At 50.3% G+C, this 16358-nt stretch carries 16 protein-coding genes and 3 tRNA genes; 14 read left to right on the top strand and 5 right to left on the bottom strand.

The features are described 5' to 3' along the window. Positions 1-69 precede the first annotated feature (69 nt). The 9 genes from B7991_RS13345 to B7991_RS13300 all read left to right on the top strand — a co-directional run bounded on the left by B7991_RS13345 (position 70) and on the right by B7991_RS13300 (position 9135). On the top strand, positions 70-1137 hold the full coding sequence (locus B7991_RS13345) for an HTH domain-containing protein (protein WP_088631270.1): 1068 nt from the start codon (positions 70-72) through the stop codon (positions 1135-1137). Positions 1138-1386: 249 nt separating this feature from the next. Next, positions 1387-1989 carry an ATPase gene (locus B7991_RS13335; RefSeq protein WP_088631268.1) on the top strand — a complete coding sequence of 201 codons (603 nt, stop codon included), beginning with the start codon at positions 1387-1389 and terminating at the stop codon, positions 1987-1989. Positions 1990-1998: 9 nt separating this feature from the next. Beyond that, entirely contained in the window at positions 1999-2535 is a 537-nt protein-coding gene (locus B7991_RS13330; protein WP_088631267.1) for a hypothetical protein, read from the top strand. A gap of 17 nt (positions 2536-2552) precedes the next feature. Next, complete coding sequence (locus B7991_RS13325) at positions 2553-4310, top strand: V-type ATP synthase subunit A (RefSeq protein ID WP_088631266.1); 1758 nt, start codon at positions 2553-2555, stop codon at positions 4308-4310. Next, positions 4303-5604: a V-type ATP synthase subunit B gene (locus B7991_RS13320; RefSeq protein ID WP_073424070.1), complete on the top strand. Its 1302-nt coding sequence runs from the start codon at positions 4303-4305 to the stop codon at positions 5602-5604. Before B7991_RS13325 ends, B7991_RS13320 begins: the two co-directional genes overlap by 8 nt. Position 5605: 1 nt before the next feature. Beyond that, positions 5606-6238, top strand: a complete 633-nt coding sequence (locus B7991_RS13315; protein WP_085490495.1) for a V-type ATP synthase subunit D — start codon at positions 5606-5608, stop codon at positions 6236-6238. Then, positions 6235-8166, top strand: a complete 1932-nt coding sequence (locus B7991_RS13310; protein ID WP_088631265.1) for a V-type ATP synthase subunit I — start codon at positions 6235-6237, stop codon at positions 8164-8166. Before B7991_RS13315 ends, B7991_RS13310 begins: the two co-directional genes overlap by 4 nt. 39 nt (positions 8167-8205) lie before the next feature. Then, on the top strand, positions 8206-8661 hold the full coding sequence (locus tag B7991_RS13305; protein WP_015732433.1) for an ATP synthase subunit K: 456 nt from the start codon (positions 8206-8208) through the stop codon (positions 8659-8661). 18 nt (positions 8662-8679) lie between these two features. Then, positions 8680-9135, top strand: coding sequence for an ATP synthase subunit K (locus B7991_RS13300; RefSeq protein ID WP_014544954.1), 456 nt, complete (start codon positions 8680-8682; stop codon positions 9133-9135). Positions 9136-9399: 264 nt separating this feature from the next. On the opposite strand, the gene metK is transcribed toward B7991_RS13300, so the two are convergent. Next, on the bottom strand, positions 9400-10593 hold the full coding sequence (metK, locus tag B7991_RS13295) for a methionine adenosyltransferase (RefSeq protein ID WP_088631264.1): 1194 nt from the start codon (positions 10591-10593) through the stop codon (positions 9400-9402). 228 nt (positions 10594-10821) lie between these two features. On the opposite strand from metK, the gene B7991_RS13290 reads away from it, so the two are divergent. From B7991_RS13290 to B7991_RS13270, 5 genes are all read left to right on the top strand, one after another. Continuing rightward, a complete protein-coding gene (locus B7991_RS13290; protein ID WP_088631263.1) occupies positions 10822-11586 on the top strand; it encodes a Nif3-like dinuclear metal center hexameric protein in 765 nt (254 codons plus the stop codon). A 191-nt stretch (positions 11587-11777) separates the two neighbouring features. Then, the gene (locus tag B7991_RS13285; RefSeq protein WP_254917978.1) at positions 11778-12644 is read left to right on the top strand and encodes a M23 family metallopeptidase; all 867 of its coding nucleotides are present in this window, start codon (positions 11778-11780) and stop codon (positions 12642-12644) included. A gap of 49 nt (positions 12645-12693) precedes the next feature. Beyond that, complete coding sequence (locus B7991_RS13280) at positions 12694-13932, top strand: lamin tail domain-containing protein (RefSeq protein ID WP_088631261.1); 1239 nt, start codon at positions 12694-12696, stop codon at positions 13930-13932. Then, positions 13904-14704, top strand: a complete 801-nt coding sequence (locus B7991_RS13275; RefSeq protein ID WP_088631286.1) for a hypothetical protein — start codon at positions 13904-13906, stop codon at positions 14702-14704. The genes B7991_RS13280 and B7991_RS13275 overlap by 29 nt, the downstream gene beginning before the upstream one ends. 25 nt (positions 14705-14729) lie before the next feature. Continuing rightward, a complete protein-coding gene (locus B7991_RS13270; protein WP_088631260.1) occupies positions 14730-15392 on the top strand; it encodes a hypothetical protein in 663 nt (220 codons plus the stop codon). A 125-nt stretch (positions 15393-15517) separates the two neighbouring features. Here the strand turns inward: B7991_RS13270 and B7991_RS13265 are convergent. From B7991_RS13265 to B7991_RS13250, 4 genes are all read right to left on the bottom strand, one after another. Then, positions 15518-15593, bottom strand: a tRNA-Asp gene (locus B7991_RS13265). 25 nt (positions 15594-15618) lie between these two features. Continuing rightward, positions 15619-15693 (bottom strand) — tRNA-Val (locus B7991_RS13260). 6 nt (positions 15694-15699) lie between these two features. Further along, positions 15700-15891, bottom strand: coding sequence for a hypothetical protein (locus tag B7991_RS13255; RefSeq protein WP_088631259.1), 192 nt, complete (start codon positions 15889-15891; stop codon positions 15700-15702). Between the two features lie 315 nt (positions 15892-16206). Next, positions 16207-16282: transfer RNA gene (locus B7991_RS13250), tRNA-Asp, on the bottom strand. Positions 16283-16358: the final 76 nt, after the last annotated feature.

The following is a 16358-nucleotide window of genomic DNA, read 5'->3' as shown; positions in this document are numbered from 1 at the left end:
ATGCTGAACCTATTGCACAAGAAAACACAAAAAGTTATTTTAAGGACTAGAAAACAGCAAGGAAATCCGATGCGGAAGAAACCGTCCGAAATAGATTTTGAAGAATACATTCGTCAGGTTGAGCCCGCTAAGCGGGAAAAGTCCTATGCGTGGTCAACGGCTATCGGCTTGCAGCAAGTCGATGGTCTGACACCTTCGGATTATTTGCTTGAAGTAGCCAAGAAGAACATTGAGGGGGAGATTTCCTTAAATAAGGCTCAGGCTCTTATTGATTCTTATTACGAATCAAAGACTGAACGTACGGATGACAACGACGAAACGGAAGAAGCGGATAAAGTTTCAGCTCGTATTGCCCAAGTTCTGAGTGAAAAAGCGTTTAGCTTTTCTCCGTCCTTTTTGATTGCTATCCACAAGCGTCTTTTTGATCGGGTTCTCAAAAATGCTGGCGAAATCCGCAAATACAACATTTCGAAAAAGGAGTGGGTGTTGAACGGGGATTCCGTGATGTATGGAGCTTCGTTTGAATTGCGGATGGCTTTGGATTACGATTTTGAACGCGAACGGGAGTTCAATTACAGCGACTTGAGTATGGACGAAATTGTCCGTCATTTGTCGTCTTTTGTTTCGCGTTTGTGGCAGATTCATGCCTTTGGCGAAGGTAATACGCGTACGACCGCTGTTTTTACCATCAAGTACTTGCATTCTATGGGATTCAAGGTCGGAAATGACATTTTCGCCAAGAATTCGTGGTATTTCAGGAATGCGCTTGTCCGAGCCAATTACAAAAATGTGGCGAAGGGAATCCAACAGGAGCCGGAGCATCTTGAAAAGTTCTTCCGCAACTTGCTAATGGGAGAACATAACGAACTGAAAAACCGCTATCTGCATGTTGACTACAAAAAATCTCAAAACAGCAAAAATGTCCCTATAAATGTCCCTATAAATGTCCCTATAAAAGATAGACAGAAAAAGATTATTGAAGTTCTTATTAAAGACCCTCATGTGTCGGCACAAAATCTTGCTGAAAAATTTGGTGTTACTGAAAAAACAATCAAAAGAGATTTGCAGATGCTGAAAAAGCAAAACCTGATTGCCCGAGTTGGGGCCAACAAAAACGGCTATTGGAAAGTGAACTAGTTTTACCATCTGGACTTTTCGAAGGCTTTTTCTCCCAAATTTTGTAAAGCGCTTTCCATTTTCTGTCGAGGTTTTACGCCTTTTGTCGCTCCTTTTGGTCTTTTTATCCTCCAATTGTGCAAGTAAACAATATTTTCGCAATTTTTTGTCGATTTTCTTGTCTTTTTCCAAATTTTCCTAGTATATTCTTTTCTGTGTTTAATAAAAATGCCCTTGAAAGGGGTGTTTTGGTTCAATTTGGAGATTTAAATGGCAGAAGATTTGCAAGCCCTTATGGAACGCATCCAGAAGGATGCTGTCGAAAAGGCAGAACTCGCAGCAGCAGATATTATTTCTAAGGCAAAGGACAAGGCGGCCGAAATTGTCAGGGCAGCCGAAGACGAAGCCAAAGCAAAACTCGAAAACGCCGATAAGGAAGCACAAGCATTTACAGAACGCAGCGAACGCACGTTGGAACAGTCCGCTCGCGATTTGCTCCTCTCGGTGGGCAAGAACCTCGAAAAGATGATTCTTGATCTTCTCAGCCTCCAGATTGACAAGTCTCTCGATGAATCGACCGTGAAGAACATGCTCCTCACGGTTGCAAAGAGCTACACCTCCGACATCGAAATTAACTTCTCCGAAGCCGATGCCAATGCCCTCACGAGCTTCGTGATGGGCGAGTTTGCAAAGCAGCTCAAGGCTGGCGTCAAGGTCGAAAGCGACAAGGGCGTCAAGTTTGGTTTCCGCGTGAAGCTCGATGGCGGCAAGGTCAGCCACGAATTTACAGAACAGGCTATGGCGGAATCTCTTTCTGCCTTGCTCAGACCGCAACTTGCAAAGATTGTAAACAAGGCCGCCCAGGGCAAATAAGGCGGTCCAATGAGCAGTCCAGCATATTTGATGGCATCGCTTCCGATGCTAGAACTGGGCGACGTTCCGCCCCTTAGCATGGCCGAGTTCCGTGGCCGTTGCGAAGGTGTGCTGGATGCCCCAGAACTCGAAGCGCTCGACGCCCTCTTAGCGGGCGAAGAGTGCGATGATGAATTTGTTAGGGAATACCAGTCCCGCGAAACCCAGATGAGAAATGTTTCAGGAAGGCTCCGCGCCCAGGCGTGGGGCCCTGAAGTGCGTTTTGCGGAACGTTCATTCTCTGGTTATGACGTCACCTTTGCGAAGATGATCCAGGACGCGTTCATGAAGTCAAATCCGCTTGAAAAGGAACAGGATATCGACCGCGCCCGTTTTTGGCTTGTGGATAGCCTTGCCGGTGTAGGCGAGGGGACCATCAAGCACGTCTACGCCTATGCGATTAAGCTTAGAATCTGCGAGCGTTGGGCTCGCTTGAACGATATCGCAGGCGACAAGGCCGTCATCAATATTATTAATGAAAACGATCCTGCATACAGGCAGGAATGAGTGGAGGTCCATTTTCAATGGCTAGTATCGGAAAAATAACCGGCGTGAACGGAAACCTGATTCGTGTCAAGTTTGAAAGCGCCGTTTCCCAGAACGAAGTGGCTTATGCAAAGCTCATTTCGAAGAACGAAGCAGGTAAGACAGAAATCATCCCCCTTAAGAGCGAAGTGATTCGTATCCGTGGTGATTACGCTGAACTCCAGGTGTTCGAAGATACGACTGGCCTCAAGGCTGGCGACGAAGTCGAATTTACGGGTGAACTTCTTTCTGTTGAACTTGGTCCGGGTCTCCTTACTCAAGTTTTTGATGGTCTTCAGAACCCGCTGCCGAAGCTCGCTGACGAATGCGGCTTCTTCCTCCAGCGCGGTAAGTATTTGAAGGCTCTCCCGCGTGACAAAAAGTGGGCTTTTACTCCGGTCGCTAAGGCTGGCGATGTGGTTGTCGCTGGTGATACGCTCGGTACGGTTCCGGAAGGTGTTTTCTCGCACCGCATCATGGTGCCGTTCAAGCTCCTCGGCAAGTGGACTGTGGATTACATCACGACTGCCGGTGACCGCGTTGTCGAAGATGTTGTCGCAAAGCTCAAGAACGATAAGGGCGAATCTGTTGACGTGACGATGGTGCAGACCTGGCCGGTGAAGATGCCGATTAAGGCATTCGAAGAACGCCTCCGCCCGTCCAAGCCGCTTACCATGCAGCAGCGCATTATCGATACGTTCTTCCCTGTGATGCAGGGCGGTACGTTCTGTACGCCGGGTCCGTTCGGTGCCGGTAAGACCGTGCTCCAGCAGCTCATGAGCCGTTATGCCGACGTGGACATCGTGATTTTGGCTGCTTGCGGTGAACGTGCTGGTGAAGTGGTGGAAACCCTTCGTGAATTCCCGGAATTGATTGACCCGCGTACGGGCAAGTCCTTGATGGAACGTACGCTTATCATTTGTAACACGTCTTCGATGCCGGTGGCTGCTCGTGAAGCTTCCGTTTATACCGGCGTGACGCTCGCTGAATACTACCGTCAGATGGGTCTCAACGTGCTCCTCCTCGCTGACTCCACTTCCCGTTGGGCTCAGGCTCTCCGTGAAATGAGTGGCCGTTTGGAAGAAATTCCGGGCGAAGAAGCGTTCCCGGCTTACCTCGAATCTGTAATCGCTTCGTTCTACGAACGCGGTGGCGTTGTCCGTCTCAAGGACGGTTCGACGGGTTCCGTGACGATTTGCGGTTCTGTTTCTCCGGCAGGTGGTAACTTCGAAGAACCGGTGACCCAGGCTACCTTGAAGGTGGTGGGCGCATTCCTCGGCCTTTCCCGTGAACGTTCTGACCAGCGCCGCTTCCCGGCAATCCACCCGTTGGATTCCTGGTCCAAGTACGAAGGCATTATCGATTCCAAGAAGGTCGCCCAGGCCCGTTCCATCCTCGCTAACGGTGTGGATGTGAACAACATGATGAAGGTCGTGGGCGAAGAAGGTACTTCGATCGAAGACTTCATTGTTTATCTGAAATCTGAATATCTTGATGCCGTTTATCTGCAGCAGGACGCCTATAACGAAATCGACGCTGCTTGCTCTGCAGAACGCCAGAAGTACGTGTTCGACAAGATTTACACCATCCTCATGACGCCGATGACGTTTACCGAAAAGGATGTCGCCCGTACGTTCTTCCTCAAGCTCACGCAGGCTACCAAGGACTGGAACCGCGTGGCGTTTGACTCTCAGGAATTCAAGGATCTCGAATCCAGTATTTTTGCTTCCGTAAAGGAGGTTTCTGCTAATGCATAATGTTGCTTACCATCGTATTGAACGCATTGCCGGTTCTGTGATTACTTTGAGAGCCGAAGGCGTTGCAAACCAGGAACTAGCTCAGGTGACGAGCTCTTTCGGTACTTCTCTTGCCCGTGTGATCCGCATTGACGGTGACCTCGTGGACTTGCAGGTTTTTGCTGGTGCTCGTGGTATTTCTACGGACTCCGAAGTGCGATTCCTCGGTGAACCGATGAAGGTCCCGTACAGCGATGCTTTGCTTGGCCGCGTGTTTAACGGTGCCGGCAAGCCGCGTGACAACGGCCCGGAAGTCGATGGCGAACGCATCACGATTGGCGGCCCCTCTGTGAACCCTGCTAAGCGTATCATCCCGAAGACGATGGTGCGTACGGGTATCCCGATGATTGACGTGTTTAACACGCTCGTCGTTTCGCAGAAGCTCCCGATTTTCTCGATTGCAGGTGAACCCTACAACGAACTTTTGGCACGTATCGCCTTGCAGGCTGAAGTCGACGTGATTATCCTCGGCGGCATGGGCCTCAAGCACGATGACTACCTCTATCTCAAGGATTACCTCGAAAAGAACGGTGCTCTTTCCCGTACGGTGATGTTCATGCATACCGCATCTGACCCGATTGTGGAATGCTTGCTTGTTCCGGATGCATCCCTCGCTGTTGCTGAAAAGTTTGCAACCGAAGGCAAGAACGTGCTCGTGCTCCTCACGGACATGACGAACTTTGCCGACGCCATGAAGGAAATTGCTATTACGATGGAACAGATTCCGTCGAACCGTGGTTATCCTGGCGACCTTTACTCTCAGCTCGCAAGCCGTTACGAAAAGGCTGTGGACTTCAGCGATGCTGGTTCTATCACGATTTTGGCTGTGACCACCATGCCGGGCGACGACGTGACGCACCCGGTTCCGGACAACACGGGTTACATTACCGAAGGTCAGTTCTACTTGCGCAAGGGCCGTATCGAACCGTTCGGTTCTTTGAGCCGCTTGAAGCAGCAGGTGAACGGCAAGACCCGTAGCGACCACCGTACCATCATGAACACCATGATTCAGCTGTACGCAAGCTACAAGGAAACCTTGGAAAAGCAATCCATGGGCTTCAACATGAGCAACTGGGACCAGAAGCTGTTGAAGTACGGTGTACGCTTCGAAAAGGAAATGATGGACCTTTCTGTGAACATCCCTCTTGAAAAGGCTTTGGATCTCGGATGGGAAATCCTCGCCGATTGCTTCACTCCTGAAGAAACCGGTATCCCCACCAAGATGATCAATCAGTATTGGCCGAAGAAGTGGTAATATGGCTAAGGTCAAGTTAACTAAAAACGCCCTCAAGGCGGAACGTGACGCACTGAAGCGCTTCCAGCGCTATCTGCCGACGTTGCTTTTAAAGAAGCAGCAGCTGCAGATGGAAATGCGTACGCTCCAGGAGAAGGTGATGGCGAAACGCGAAGAAGAGGATAAGCTCCGCAAGAGTATGGCTTCGTGGATTTCGCTTTTTGCCGAACCCATTGAGTGGAAAAAGTATCTCTCGGTGAAGAGTGTCGAACAGGGCGAGGGTAACATTGCCGGCGTGAAGATTCCGACGTTTAGCGGCGTGGAATTCAACGTGAACATTCCGGATTTCTTTACGACTCCGGTGTGGCTCGACGATGGTATCCGCAGCTTGCAAGGTTTGATTTCCTTGCGCCTGGAACGCCGCGTGCTCGAAAAGCAGTACGAACTCCTTTCGAAGGAACTGCGTACCACGAGCCAGCGTGTGAACCTGTTCGAAAAGGTGAAAATTCCCGAGTCTAAGGATAACATCCGCAAAATCAATATCTTCTTGGGTGACCAGCAGACAAGCGGTGTGGCCCGTAGTAAGCTTGCCAAGGGCAAGGCTACGGCTAAGGCGCTTGCACTTGACGCCCAGAGTAAGGAGGTTGCCGCATGATTACTCCTATGAAGAAGGTGACCATTCTTACGCTTGCAAGCCATAAGGAAGAAACCCTTAAGGCTCTGCGCGAAATGGAAATTATCCATTTGACTCCGCTCCAGAATGCCGTTGGTGCATCTGTGAACGGTGCAAAGGGTGCTGTGGCCCGCGTGCAGAAGGCTATGGAAGTCGTTCCGGATAAGCTCCGCAAGGGTGTGACGCCTGCAGCGAAAGGTGCTAGCGGTGTAACGCTCGTCGAAGAAATCCAGACGCTCATTTCGGACAAGAAAAATGCCGAAATCCAGCTGGAGCAAGCCAAGGAAGAGCTTGAAAAGCTCCACGCTTTTGGAAATCTCGATCCGCGTACGGTCAAGGAACTTGCCGCAAAGGGCATTTTTGTCCGCCTTTATCTCGTCGATCTTTCCAAGGATCCTTTTGAAGTCGAAGGTGATAACGCTTACAAGCATGTCTTTGGCAAGGATGAAAATGGCACGTACATTGCCGTGTTCACGAAGGGCGATGCTCCTGCATCTGTGAAGGGTGCGTTTACGGAACTCGCCATGCCTCTCAAGTCGCTCGAAGAATATCGAATGATTGAAGAGGAATCGAACACGACGATTTCTGCTGTGGATGAACGCTTTGCCCAGCTTGCTTCTGTGAAGGACGATCTCGAAGACCGCCTTTTGGAAGTGACGGACCGTTACAATCTCGTGGAAGCTTCTGCAAGCATGCTCCAGAACAAGGGTTTGGCTGCTCTCCAGGGATTCTGCCCGGAACCGCGCGTTGCTGAAATCAGTGCGGCTGCGAAGGCAAACGGCTGGGGCATCCGCGTTGAAGATCCAACGGACGAAGATAACATCCCGACGCTTCTCGGCTACAACAAGCTTTCACGCCCGATGCAGTGCCTCTATGACATTATTGGCATCTCGCCGGGCTACAACGAAGTTGACGTGAGCTCTGTGTTCCTCTGCTTCTTTAGCCTTTTCTTTGCGATGATTGTGGGCGATATGGCTTATGGCCTGTTGTTCCTCGGTCTTGCGATGTTTGCTCGCTCGAAAATGCCGAAGGCAAGTAGTGCCGGATTCCACTTTGTGTATTTGATGAGCTGGGCGACTATCATCTGGGGCGCCATTAATGCAAACTTCCTCGGGCTTACACCGGAACTTGCTGGGTGGAGCTACTACCTCGATATCGCTAACTACAATTTTATCCCGGAAGGCGTGCGCAACGTGCTCTACTGGATTCGCAGCTCTGCTCCGACGGATCCGACGCGCTTCGAAGCATACAGGCAGTTCTGCGAGACGTTTACGTTCTTGCCGGCTAGCTTTGTGCCGAAAGCCGCAGGGGCGTCCCAGATGCAGCATATCCAGCTGTTCTGCTTCTGCATTGCCGTTGTGCATCTGAGCATTGCTCATGCGTGGAACGTCGTCGTGCGTATCAAGCGCAAGTCTTCGACGTTCATGGCGCAGGTGGGCTGGCTCATGGGCGCTTGGGTCATGTTCTTCCTTGCATGCAACATGGTGCTTGGTATCGACATGCCGAAGTTCGTCATCCCGATGTTCATCGTGGAAGTCGTGCTTCTCGTGCTCTTTACGGTGCCGCCTAGCCGCCTCAAGCAGGACTTCATCAGCATCCCGATGCTCGTGCTCGACATCGTGAACAGCTTCACCGACGTCATCAGCTATATCCGTCTCTTTGCTGTGGGTATGTCTGGTGCAGCAATCGCCGAAGCGTTCAATGGTATGCTCTCGCCACTGTTTGGCTCTGCCGTGGGGGTTGCCGGTGCAGCTCTAGTTCTTTTGGGCGTTCATGGCCTGAACATTGCACTTGCCGTGATGGGCGTTGCTGTGCATGCCGTACGTCTTAACACACTCGAATTTTCAAATGGACTTGGTCTTGAATGGAGCGGATTTGCTTTCAGCCCCTTCGCCAAGCAAAAAAATTAAACCAAGGGTTAAATCCCGCTACTTAATGAGGATAATATAATGGAACCGAATACAATGGTGACTCTCGCTAAAATGGGTGCTGCAGCTGCGCTTGGCATTGCGGCTATGGGCTCTGCCCTTGGTTGCGGAACGGCCGGTATGTCTGCTATCACGATGTGGAAGAAGGCTTACGCTCAGGGTAAGTCTGCTCTCTTCACGCTTCTCGTGTTCGTCGGTGCTCCGATTTCCCAGACGATTTATGGCATGTTGCTCATGAACTTCATCTTGAGCAAGGCTGCTGAACAGGGCTTTACGAATTGGGGCGGCTGCCTCGGTGCTGGTATCTTCGGTGGCCTCGGCATGATGGCTTCTGCTTGGTACCAGGGCAAGTCTGCTGCAGTGGCTTGCGATGCTCTCGGTGAAACCGGCAAGGGCATGGTGAACTACTTGATGGTTCTCGGTATCGTCGAAACCGTCGCTTTGTTCGTGCTCGTGTTCTCCATGATGGTGCTTTAATCGAAAGAGGTTGCACTTATGGATCAATCACAACTTTTAACGCTCGCAAAGCTCGGTGCGGTGGCGGCTCTTGGCCTTGCTGCGGTGGGCTCTGCACTGGGCTGCGGGACTGCCGGCATGGCGGCCATCGGTGCCTGGAAGAAGGCGTATCTCAAAGGTAAGAACGCGCTCTTTACGCTGCTCATCTTCGTGGGTGCGCCGATTGCGCAGACGATTTACGGCATGCTCCTGATGATGTACATCTTGAACAAGTCTCAAGCTGCTCCGGGCAACTGGGCTGCTTACCTTGGTGTAGGCATCTTCGGTGGCATCGGCATGATGGCTAGCGCCTGGTACGTGGGTAAGTCCGCTGCTGACGCTTGCAACGCTCTTGGCGAAACGGGCAAGGGCCTCGTGAACTACCTCATGGTGCTCGGTGTCGGCGAAACGGTCGCACTGTTCGTCATGGTGTTCTCGATGATGCTTGTTTCGTAGCTCGTGTCATCCAGAGCGTGGTTTGCTTCGACAAGGCTCAGCACAGGCTTAAGCTCACCAACCTTATTAAGGTCCCTGAGTGGTACACTGAGCCTGCCGAAGTGCAAGCGAAGCGCGTCGAAGGGCGGAGTCGAAGGATCTTTGACTACAAAAGAAGACTGCTTAACGGCAGTCTTCTTTGTTTTTGAAATAAACTAAAAAATGACGGATTTTCATCCGTCATTTTTGCTAAATGCTTTATGTCGCAAGTTTGGAGAGGCTTGATTATACCGCTTCAGCAGCCTTCTTCAAAGCTTCGGCCTTGTCGGTCTTTTCCCACGTGAAGCGGGCGCCGGTACGGCCAAAGTGACCGAGGGCGGCGGTAGCGACGTAACCCGGCTTGCGGAGGTCGAGCATCTTTTCGATGCCGGCCGGAGAGAGGTCGAAGTTCTGTGCGACAATAGCTTCGATCTTGCGGTCGTCGATCTTGCCAGTGCCAAACGTGTTCACGAGCACGGAAACCGGCTTGGAGTAGCCGATAGCGTAGGCGAGCTGCACTTCGCAACGGTAGGCGAGGCCTGCTGCGACAATGTTCTTAGCGACATAGCGTGCTGCGTATGCAGCGCTGCGGTCGACCTTGGACGGGTCCTTGCCGCTGAATGCGCCACCACCATGACGGCCCATGCCACCGTAGGTGTCGACGATAATCTTACGGCCAGTGAGGCCGCAGTCGCCGTGCGGGCCACCGACAACGAACTTGCCAGTCGGGTTCACGAGGTAACGGGTCTTCTTGTCCAAGAGCTTGGCCGGAATGACCTTCTTGATGAGCTTTTCGATGATTTCCTTTTCAATCACGGAATGCTTGAGTTCCTTGCCGTTCACCTTTTCGTCGTGCTGGGTGGAGATGACGACGGTATCAACGCGGACCGGCTTGTCATTTTCGTCGTATTCGACGGTGACCTGGGACTTGGCATCCGGACGGAGCCACTTGATCTTGCCCTTTTCACGGAGGTTCTGGATTTCTTCCATGAGCTTGTGGGCGAGGCTGATCGGGAGCGGCATGAGTTCCTTGGTTTCCTTGACGGCGTAACCAAACATCATGCCCTGGTCGCCAGCACCCTGCTTGTCGTCTTCCTTGCCTTCGGCAGCCTTGGCATCAACGCCCTGGGCGATATCCGGAGACTGCTTGTCCATAGCAACGAGCACTGCGCAGCCCTTATAATCGAACTGGAGGTCAGGGTTCACGTAGCCGATGTTCTTGATGGTGTTGCGTGCGATTTCCTGGAAATCAACAACAGCCTTGGTTGTAATTTCACCAGAGATAACGACGAGACCGGTGTTCACGAGCGTTTCGCAAGCGACGCGGCTTTTCGGGTCCTGGGCGAGGCAGGCGTCAAGAATGGAGTCGGAAATCTGGTCGGCAACCTTATCCGGGTGGCCTTTAGAAACGGATTCAGAGGTAAAAAGATAATGTGCCATTGGGGCTCCTATAATTTTTATTTTCTTTCTATGCGTAAATTTAGTTAAATGCATAGATTGTGGCAACGAGAAAATGCTCCGGATGGCTTTTTTATGACCAAAAATGCACTTTTGTGTTGTAAATAAAAATTATGTATCTATATTTTCTATAGCTAATTATAGAGAGTTGGATGGTGGAGAGCTAATTCTGGCGTGGTGCTGGGATGTTTTGTTCAACAAGGAGAATGTATGGATCTGCCTTTTATGACTGCATGGCTTGATGACCTGCTCGACCCAAAATCCTTTAATGACTTTTGTGTGAATGGCCTTTGCGTTGAAGCGAACGACAAGGTGACAAAAATTGTGACTGGCGTGAGCTTGCGCGACCAGTTGATTGATGCCGCCATTGCCGAAAAGGCGGACTGCATCATTGTACACCACCCGAATGGTTTTTGGAAGGGCGAGTCCCAGCTCCCGGTTGGCAAGTTCGCAGAACGCCTCCGTAAGCTTATGAACAACGGAATTTCCGTGTTCGGTTTCCATTTGCCGCTCGATGGCCATCGTGAAATTGGCAATAACGCCGTCATTGCAAAGCTGCTTGGCTTGAACCCGATTCATGAGTTTGTGCATGTCGGTATGCGTGCTATTGGCGTGATTGCCGAATGGAATACGCCTGCAACAAGGGAAGAATTTGTGGATTGCCTGGATACGGCTTTTGTCCATGGCGTGCAGAACAAGTTCTTCTATGGTCCCGAAGAAATCAAGCGCGTTGCCATTTGCAGTGGTAGTTGCAGTGTGTCTGACATCAAGGAAGCTATGGAAATGAACTGCGATGCTTACGTTACGGGTAGCATCAAGGAAGAAGTTCCCATATTCTGTCAGGAAAACGGGGTGAACCTTGTATCGTGCGGGCACCACAGAACCGAAATCTTTGGGGTGAGTGCGCTTGCGGCTAAAATTCAGGCAGAACTCAGCATTCCGTCGAAATTTATCGATTTTGACAACCCAATTTAGGATGATGAGCCTTCAAGCGTGTTAAATGGCGTGTGGCTTGTTACAAAAACCATGCAAATTTCTATATATGGTTTGTAATAAAAAAATAGGGATAAAACCTTTGAATTTTTCGTGCCATTTATTTACATTATCCACTGATGAATTTTGTTAAGGCATCCATACACTTTCAGAAGTCATCACGGGCTCTAACCGTGAAGGTGCCTTCTATTATTCTCCGCGGTTCGCTTTTTGTGCGAGTCGCCGTTGTTATTGGTTTTATTCTTTTCCTTGTTCAGGTGCTCTCTACGTCCGTCTATGATGGCGTGTTGAGGCATGCATTCTCTAGCCGTCAGAAGCTCAACAAGGAGCTTTCGCAAATCCAGAGCACTGTGGATTATATTTCCAGCACGTCTAAGGATTTCTTTAAGGCTGAAAAAATGCTCCACGCTAAGCTCGGACTCCCGTTACCGGACGAAGCTTCTCGCAAGCTCTCTACGGGCGGCCATATCGAGCCGAATGTACAGCTTTTGCGCAAGACCTCCCCGGTGTTCGAACGTACCGCCAAGATGCACGAAGATGTTTGGCGCATTTTTGGACAAATCCAGAACAACGAAGAATCTTTTAATTCTCTGACTAAGTATATCGATCAGAGCCGTTCTGTTTTACGCTACATTCCGTCGATTTCTCCGACAAATGGTCGTTATGCTTCTGCTTTTGGTCCGCGTATCCATCCTGTGACGGGTGAAGTCGGCAAGATGCATCAGGGCATCGATATTTCTAACGACCGTTGGACTCCGATTTATGCGCCGGCGGATGGCGTTGTTGAAATTTCCCAGTTGAGTTCCTCTTTTGGGAATTTTGTAGTCCTGAATCACGGCAATGGCCTCAAGACCCGTTATGGGCACATGCAGATGTCGGCCGTGACTCCGGGCGAGTTCGTACATCGTTACCAAATTCTTGGCTATATGGGTAATACTGGTCGTTCCGTCGGTCCGCACCTCCACTATGAGGTCTGGAAAAACGGCGTCCCGGTGAACCCTCTTCCTTATATTCTCCCTAACGACTATGAAGTCGACTAATCCTCGCTAGCGTTATTACGCATGGTGGGTGCGCCCAGGGGAGGGTGCAATGAATAATTATGGTGTTGTGCCGGCGGTGAGCTTGGCGCTTTTTTCGTGGGCATTATCATGCCCGGTGCTTACTGAATTCTATCCGGACCCGAAAGATGTTTCGGACCAGGAGGGCGAGTACGTCGAAATTCGCATGGACGATTTTCGAGCAGAATCGCTTTATGTGCAATTTGAATCCAAGGCGGTGATGGCTTTTGCATGGCCGGAGGCGGAACGCTTTGTGCTTGTGCATGACACGGCAAAGTGTACGGCTGAGGCTTTACAGGGTGCGTCGCAAGATCTGTCGCAAGAACTGCCGCGGGCGAGTGTCGCATGTGGTTCGCTTGGGAAAATCTCGCTCCCGAATTCACGAGAGTCTGTGTGGAAGGTCTGGGCGGGAACATGCAATGATTCTGTGACTGTTCCACGTCCTAAGCCGGGGAAGGTTATTCAGCGTGTAGGGCTGACGGACAAATGGGAGTTCGTTGACGCGTCTAAGGCGGTGTCGGTGCAGGAGAGTGCTGATTCACTTTTGAAGAATTTGTTGACTGCTGGAACCTCCCTGTTGCGGGTGACGGAAGTGCATCATTGTCCTGAAGAGCCTATGCCGGAATGGGTGGAACTCTACAATTCGAGTGAATATCCGCTCCCGCTAGAATCTTTCCGCTTTTGTGATCGCGGAGGCGCTTTGGGAATGTCGGGCGATTCGATTCGGCCGTACCAAGCGGTGCTTGTGAGCAAGGATACATCGTCTCTGCGGACTGCACTCAACATTCCCGATATTCGAATGATTCAGGTGTCGCTTGGCTTTTTGAATAACACAGAAGGTATGCTCCGGCTTTGCTATCGGGATAGCGTGATTGATAGCGTTTATTGGAAAAAAGGAACGGTATCGTGCCCGTCTGGATTTAATCCGCTCTCGATGCGGCGTGAGTTTACGCCCGGGTATTTGTCTAAAAATGCGCGGAACGTGTCATTGGTTGGGGATGCGGCAAAAGCGCCTGTTGTGTACAAACTATCTTCTCGTGTAGTTTCAAAAAAAGGTTCTCCGCTTCGAGTGCTTGTGGAATCAGAATACAATGTTACGCTTTCGCTTTTGGATTCTGCGGGGCGTCGTGTGTGGAAATCCGTGGTCTCTGCATTGTCTAATGAGTGGGTGAAGGTCCCGGTGCAGGAATATCTTGGAATTGGCGCCGCTTATGTTTCGTTGTCTGTGGGGGAGTATGAGGATGTGGTCGGTATTCTTGTTCGCCCGTAGGTTTGCTTGTGCGTACATGTACGCTTGGCTTTGTATGGGCTTTATTTTACTTTGTTGCTTGTTGATGGCGCCGGGGCGAGCCTTGGCTGCGGAGGGGCGTGCTTCGTTTGCGTCTTTGCTCGCGGGAGGGCTTTCTCCTGTTGGTCTTGGCGGCTACAATTCGACTCCTGCACGGTATGCAATCCCATCGTATGGAGTCTCTTATTATTGGCTAGACGATGTTGTAGAGTCATCTTGGAATTTGTCTCTTGAATTTGGGAGCGATGCATATCGCGTGAGTGCTTTTGTCGATTACGAGACGATGGATTCGCTGTATCGCAATTTGTATTCAGAAATATCTTATGCAAAAACGTGGCCGCATTTTGCGCTTGGGATGAGCTATGGGCTTGGTCTAGAGTGGATTCCTGGCGATGCGCTTTGGGCACGACACCGATTCAAGTGGGCGGGGACCTTTAATTGGCGACAAGTCTATCTGGCGGGGATGCTCGGTGGCTTTACAGACGAGGGCATTTTACCTGCTGTAGGCGTTCATTGGATCTCGGATGAAGCAGTTTCTGCCTTTGCGGAATACGATTTCGACTACTTGTATGCTGGGGCGAGTTTTCGCTGGAAATTTGTGGAGCTCAGCTCGTCTTACCGATTCCCGGACTTTGCCGTGGCTCTACAGATTTCATTCCGTGGCGCTCATTGCGGGGCCTCATATGCTCGAGGATTTAAGCACAATTCGATAGGCTGGAATAGCGTTCAAGTTACACGATGGCTAAAAAAATGATGGAGGAAAAAGCTAAATTTGGAGCATGAAAAAATTCCTTCTTCTCCTGATTGCTTTATCTGTATTTTCCATGGCTGAACCGGCCGAAAAAGGCGAGTCTACGGATGCTCAGGTCTTGTCCGAAGAAGGAACGTTGCGAGATTCTACGATTACGGTGTATATTCATCCGTTGAACTTTATGGTGCCGTATTCGCACTTTTGGGGCGGCATTAACGTTCCGAACGGCATTACGGAATATCCGCAGTTTTACCTGACGCTGGAATGGAAGCTGATGGAGAAGATCTCTTTGATCTCGACTCCGCATTATGTGCGTGTGGACCGTACTGAAGATGACAATGATGGCTACACGATTTACGATATCGGTTTGCAGGAAAGTTTTCGTCTGTATGGCGTTGGCGGCAAGCGCTGGCGCTATTTCCAGGCGGGAATGATTGTGGATCATTTAAGTATCGATACGGGACTGCATGGGGACTTTAACGGCTGGCTTTGGGGCTTTATGCTCAATGGCGGCGTTAAGAAGGTCCTGAACGGCGGGGAAGGTTTCTTTGGACGTTTCGCCGTGTTCCTCGATGCCGGATTCGGTTATACATGGACTAGTAAATTTGATGCGGATCGCAAGGGAGCCTTCTTTAAGATGGATAAGGGCCTTGTCATCGATATCAACGCCGCTATCGGATTCCAGATATAATTGAAATGTAACTGGATCCTTCGTGGCTTCGCCACTCAGGATGACGGCGAAGGCGTTCGCTAGGATGACGGCGAAGGCGTGTGCTCAACAAACGAAAAGTCCTCTCTTTCGAGAGGACTTTATCGCGGGATAGACGAGGCTTGAACTCGCAACCTCCGGCGTGACAGGCCGGTGCTCTAACCAAAATTGAGCTACCACCCCAAAATCGTATCCGATTCTTCGGTAGTGGACGATAACGGATTCGAACCGCTGACATTCTGCTTGTAAGGCAGACGCTCTGAACCAGCTGAGCTAATCGTCCAAATAATTACTTGTCTTTATCTTTACCGTTGAAGAGAATTCCGAGAGGAATAATCACAACGTAAGCAATCGTCAAGATAATTGGTGCAACAGAAAGGCTTACCGGATTATCTGCAGGACCTGTGCCCAAACAAATGAAACCAATAATGAGTAGTAAAATGCCAATACCGATAAGAATAAGATTCTTTTTGTTCAACATTTTCTACAACCTCGAGTTACGAGCCAAATATACAAATATTCATGTTGTTGTCAACCGATAACGTATGTTTTTCGCAAAAAAAAATGAAAAAATTTATGTAGGGTGAGGAGAATGTTACTGGATCCTTCCGCCTACGGCGTCAGGATGACGCTGGGGCGGAGCCACTCTGGATGACTGTAAGAAGGGGCGCTCTAGATGATGTTGAGAGGTGGCTTCATAAAACGAAAAAAACTCTCTTTCGAGAGGATCAGGTTTCGTTTGTTTCGCTATCGCAAAACAAACGAAAAGCGCTTCTCAAAGAGAAGCGCTTTTTCGCGGGATAGACGAGGCTTGAACTCGCAACCTCCGGCGTGACAGGCCGGTGCTCTAACCAAAATTGAGCTACCACCCCAGTGGTTTGATTCAGTCTTTCAACCGAACGAACCAAATATAAAAAGAATTAATCTTTGTGTCAAGGGATAAGGATG

This window comes from Fibrobacter sp. UWB3, assembly GCF_002210405.1.
In the GTDB taxonomy this organism is placed as follows: domain Bacteria; phylum Fibrobacterota; class Fibrobacteria; order Fibrobacterales; family Fibrobacteraceae; genus Fibrobacter.
The sequence above is the reverse complement of the archived record's forward strand: the minus strand, read 5'-3'. Positions and strand labels throughout refer to the sequence as shown.

What these genes read in the sequence shown, in the direction of transcription:
- B7991_RS13345 (WP_088631270.1), top strand. Translation starts at nt 70, where the DNA reads ATGCGGAAGAAACCGTCCGAAATAGATTTTGAAGAATACATTCGTCAG.
- B7991_RS13335 (WP_088631268.1), top strand. Translation starts at nt 1,387, where the DNA reads ATGGCAGAAGATTTGCAAGCCCTTATGGAACGCATCCAGAAGGATGCT.
- B7991_RS13330 (WP_088631267.1), top strand. Translation starts at nt 1,999, where the DNA reads ATGAGCAGTCCAGCATATTTGATGGCATCGCTTCCGATGCTAGAACTG.
- B7991_RS13325 (WP_088631266.1), top strand. Translation starts at nt 2,553, where the DNA reads ATGGCTAGTATCGGAAAAATAACCGGCGTGAACGGAAACCTGATTCGT.
- B7991_RS13320 (WP_073424070.1), top strand. Translation starts at nt 4,303, where the DNA reads ATGCATAATGTTGCTTACCATCGTATTGAACGCATTGCCGGTTCTGTG.
- B7991_RS13315 (WP_085490495.1), top strand. Translation starts at nt 5,606, where the DNA reads ATGGCTAAGGTCAAGTTAACTAAAAACGCCCTCAAGGCGGAACGTGAC.
- B7991_RS13310 (WP_088631265.1), top strand. Translation starts at nt 6,235, where the DNA reads ATGATTACTCCTATGAAGAAGGTGACCATTCTTACGCTTGCAAGCCAT.
- B7991_RS13305 (WP_015732433.1), top strand. Translation starts at nt 8,206, where the DNA reads ATGGAACCGAATACAATGGTGACTCTCGCTAAAATGGGTGCTGCAGCT.
- B7991_RS13300 (WP_014544954.1), top strand. Translation starts at nt 8,680, where the DNA reads ATGGATCAATCACAACTTTTAACGCTCGCAAAGCTCGGTGCGGTGGCG.
- metK (WP_088631264.1), bottom strand. Translation starts at nt 10,593, where the DNA reads ATGGCACATTATCTTTTTACCTCTGAATCCGTTTCTAAAGGCCACCCG.
- B7991_RS13290 (WP_088631263.1), top strand. Translation starts at nt 10,822, where the DNA reads ATGGATCTGCCTTTTATGACTGCATGGCTTGATGACCTGCTCGACCCA.
- B7991_RS13280 (WP_088631261.1), top strand. Translation starts at nt 12,694, where the DNA reads ATGAATAATTATGGTGTTGTGCCGGCGGTGAGCTTGGCGCTTTTTTCG.
- B7991_RS13275 (WP_088631286.1), top strand. Translation starts at nt 13,904, where the DNA reads ATGTGGTCGGTATTCTTGTTCGCCCGTAGGTTTGCTTGTGCGTACATG.
- B7991_RS13270 (WP_088631260.1), top strand. Translation starts at nt 14,730, where the DNA reads ATGAAAAAATTCCTTCTTCTCCTGATTGCTTTATCTGTATTTTCCATG.
- B7991_RS13255 (WP_088631259.1), bottom strand. Translation starts at nt 15,891, where the DNA reads ATGTTGAACAAAAAGAATCTTATTCTTATCGGTATTGGCATTTTACTA.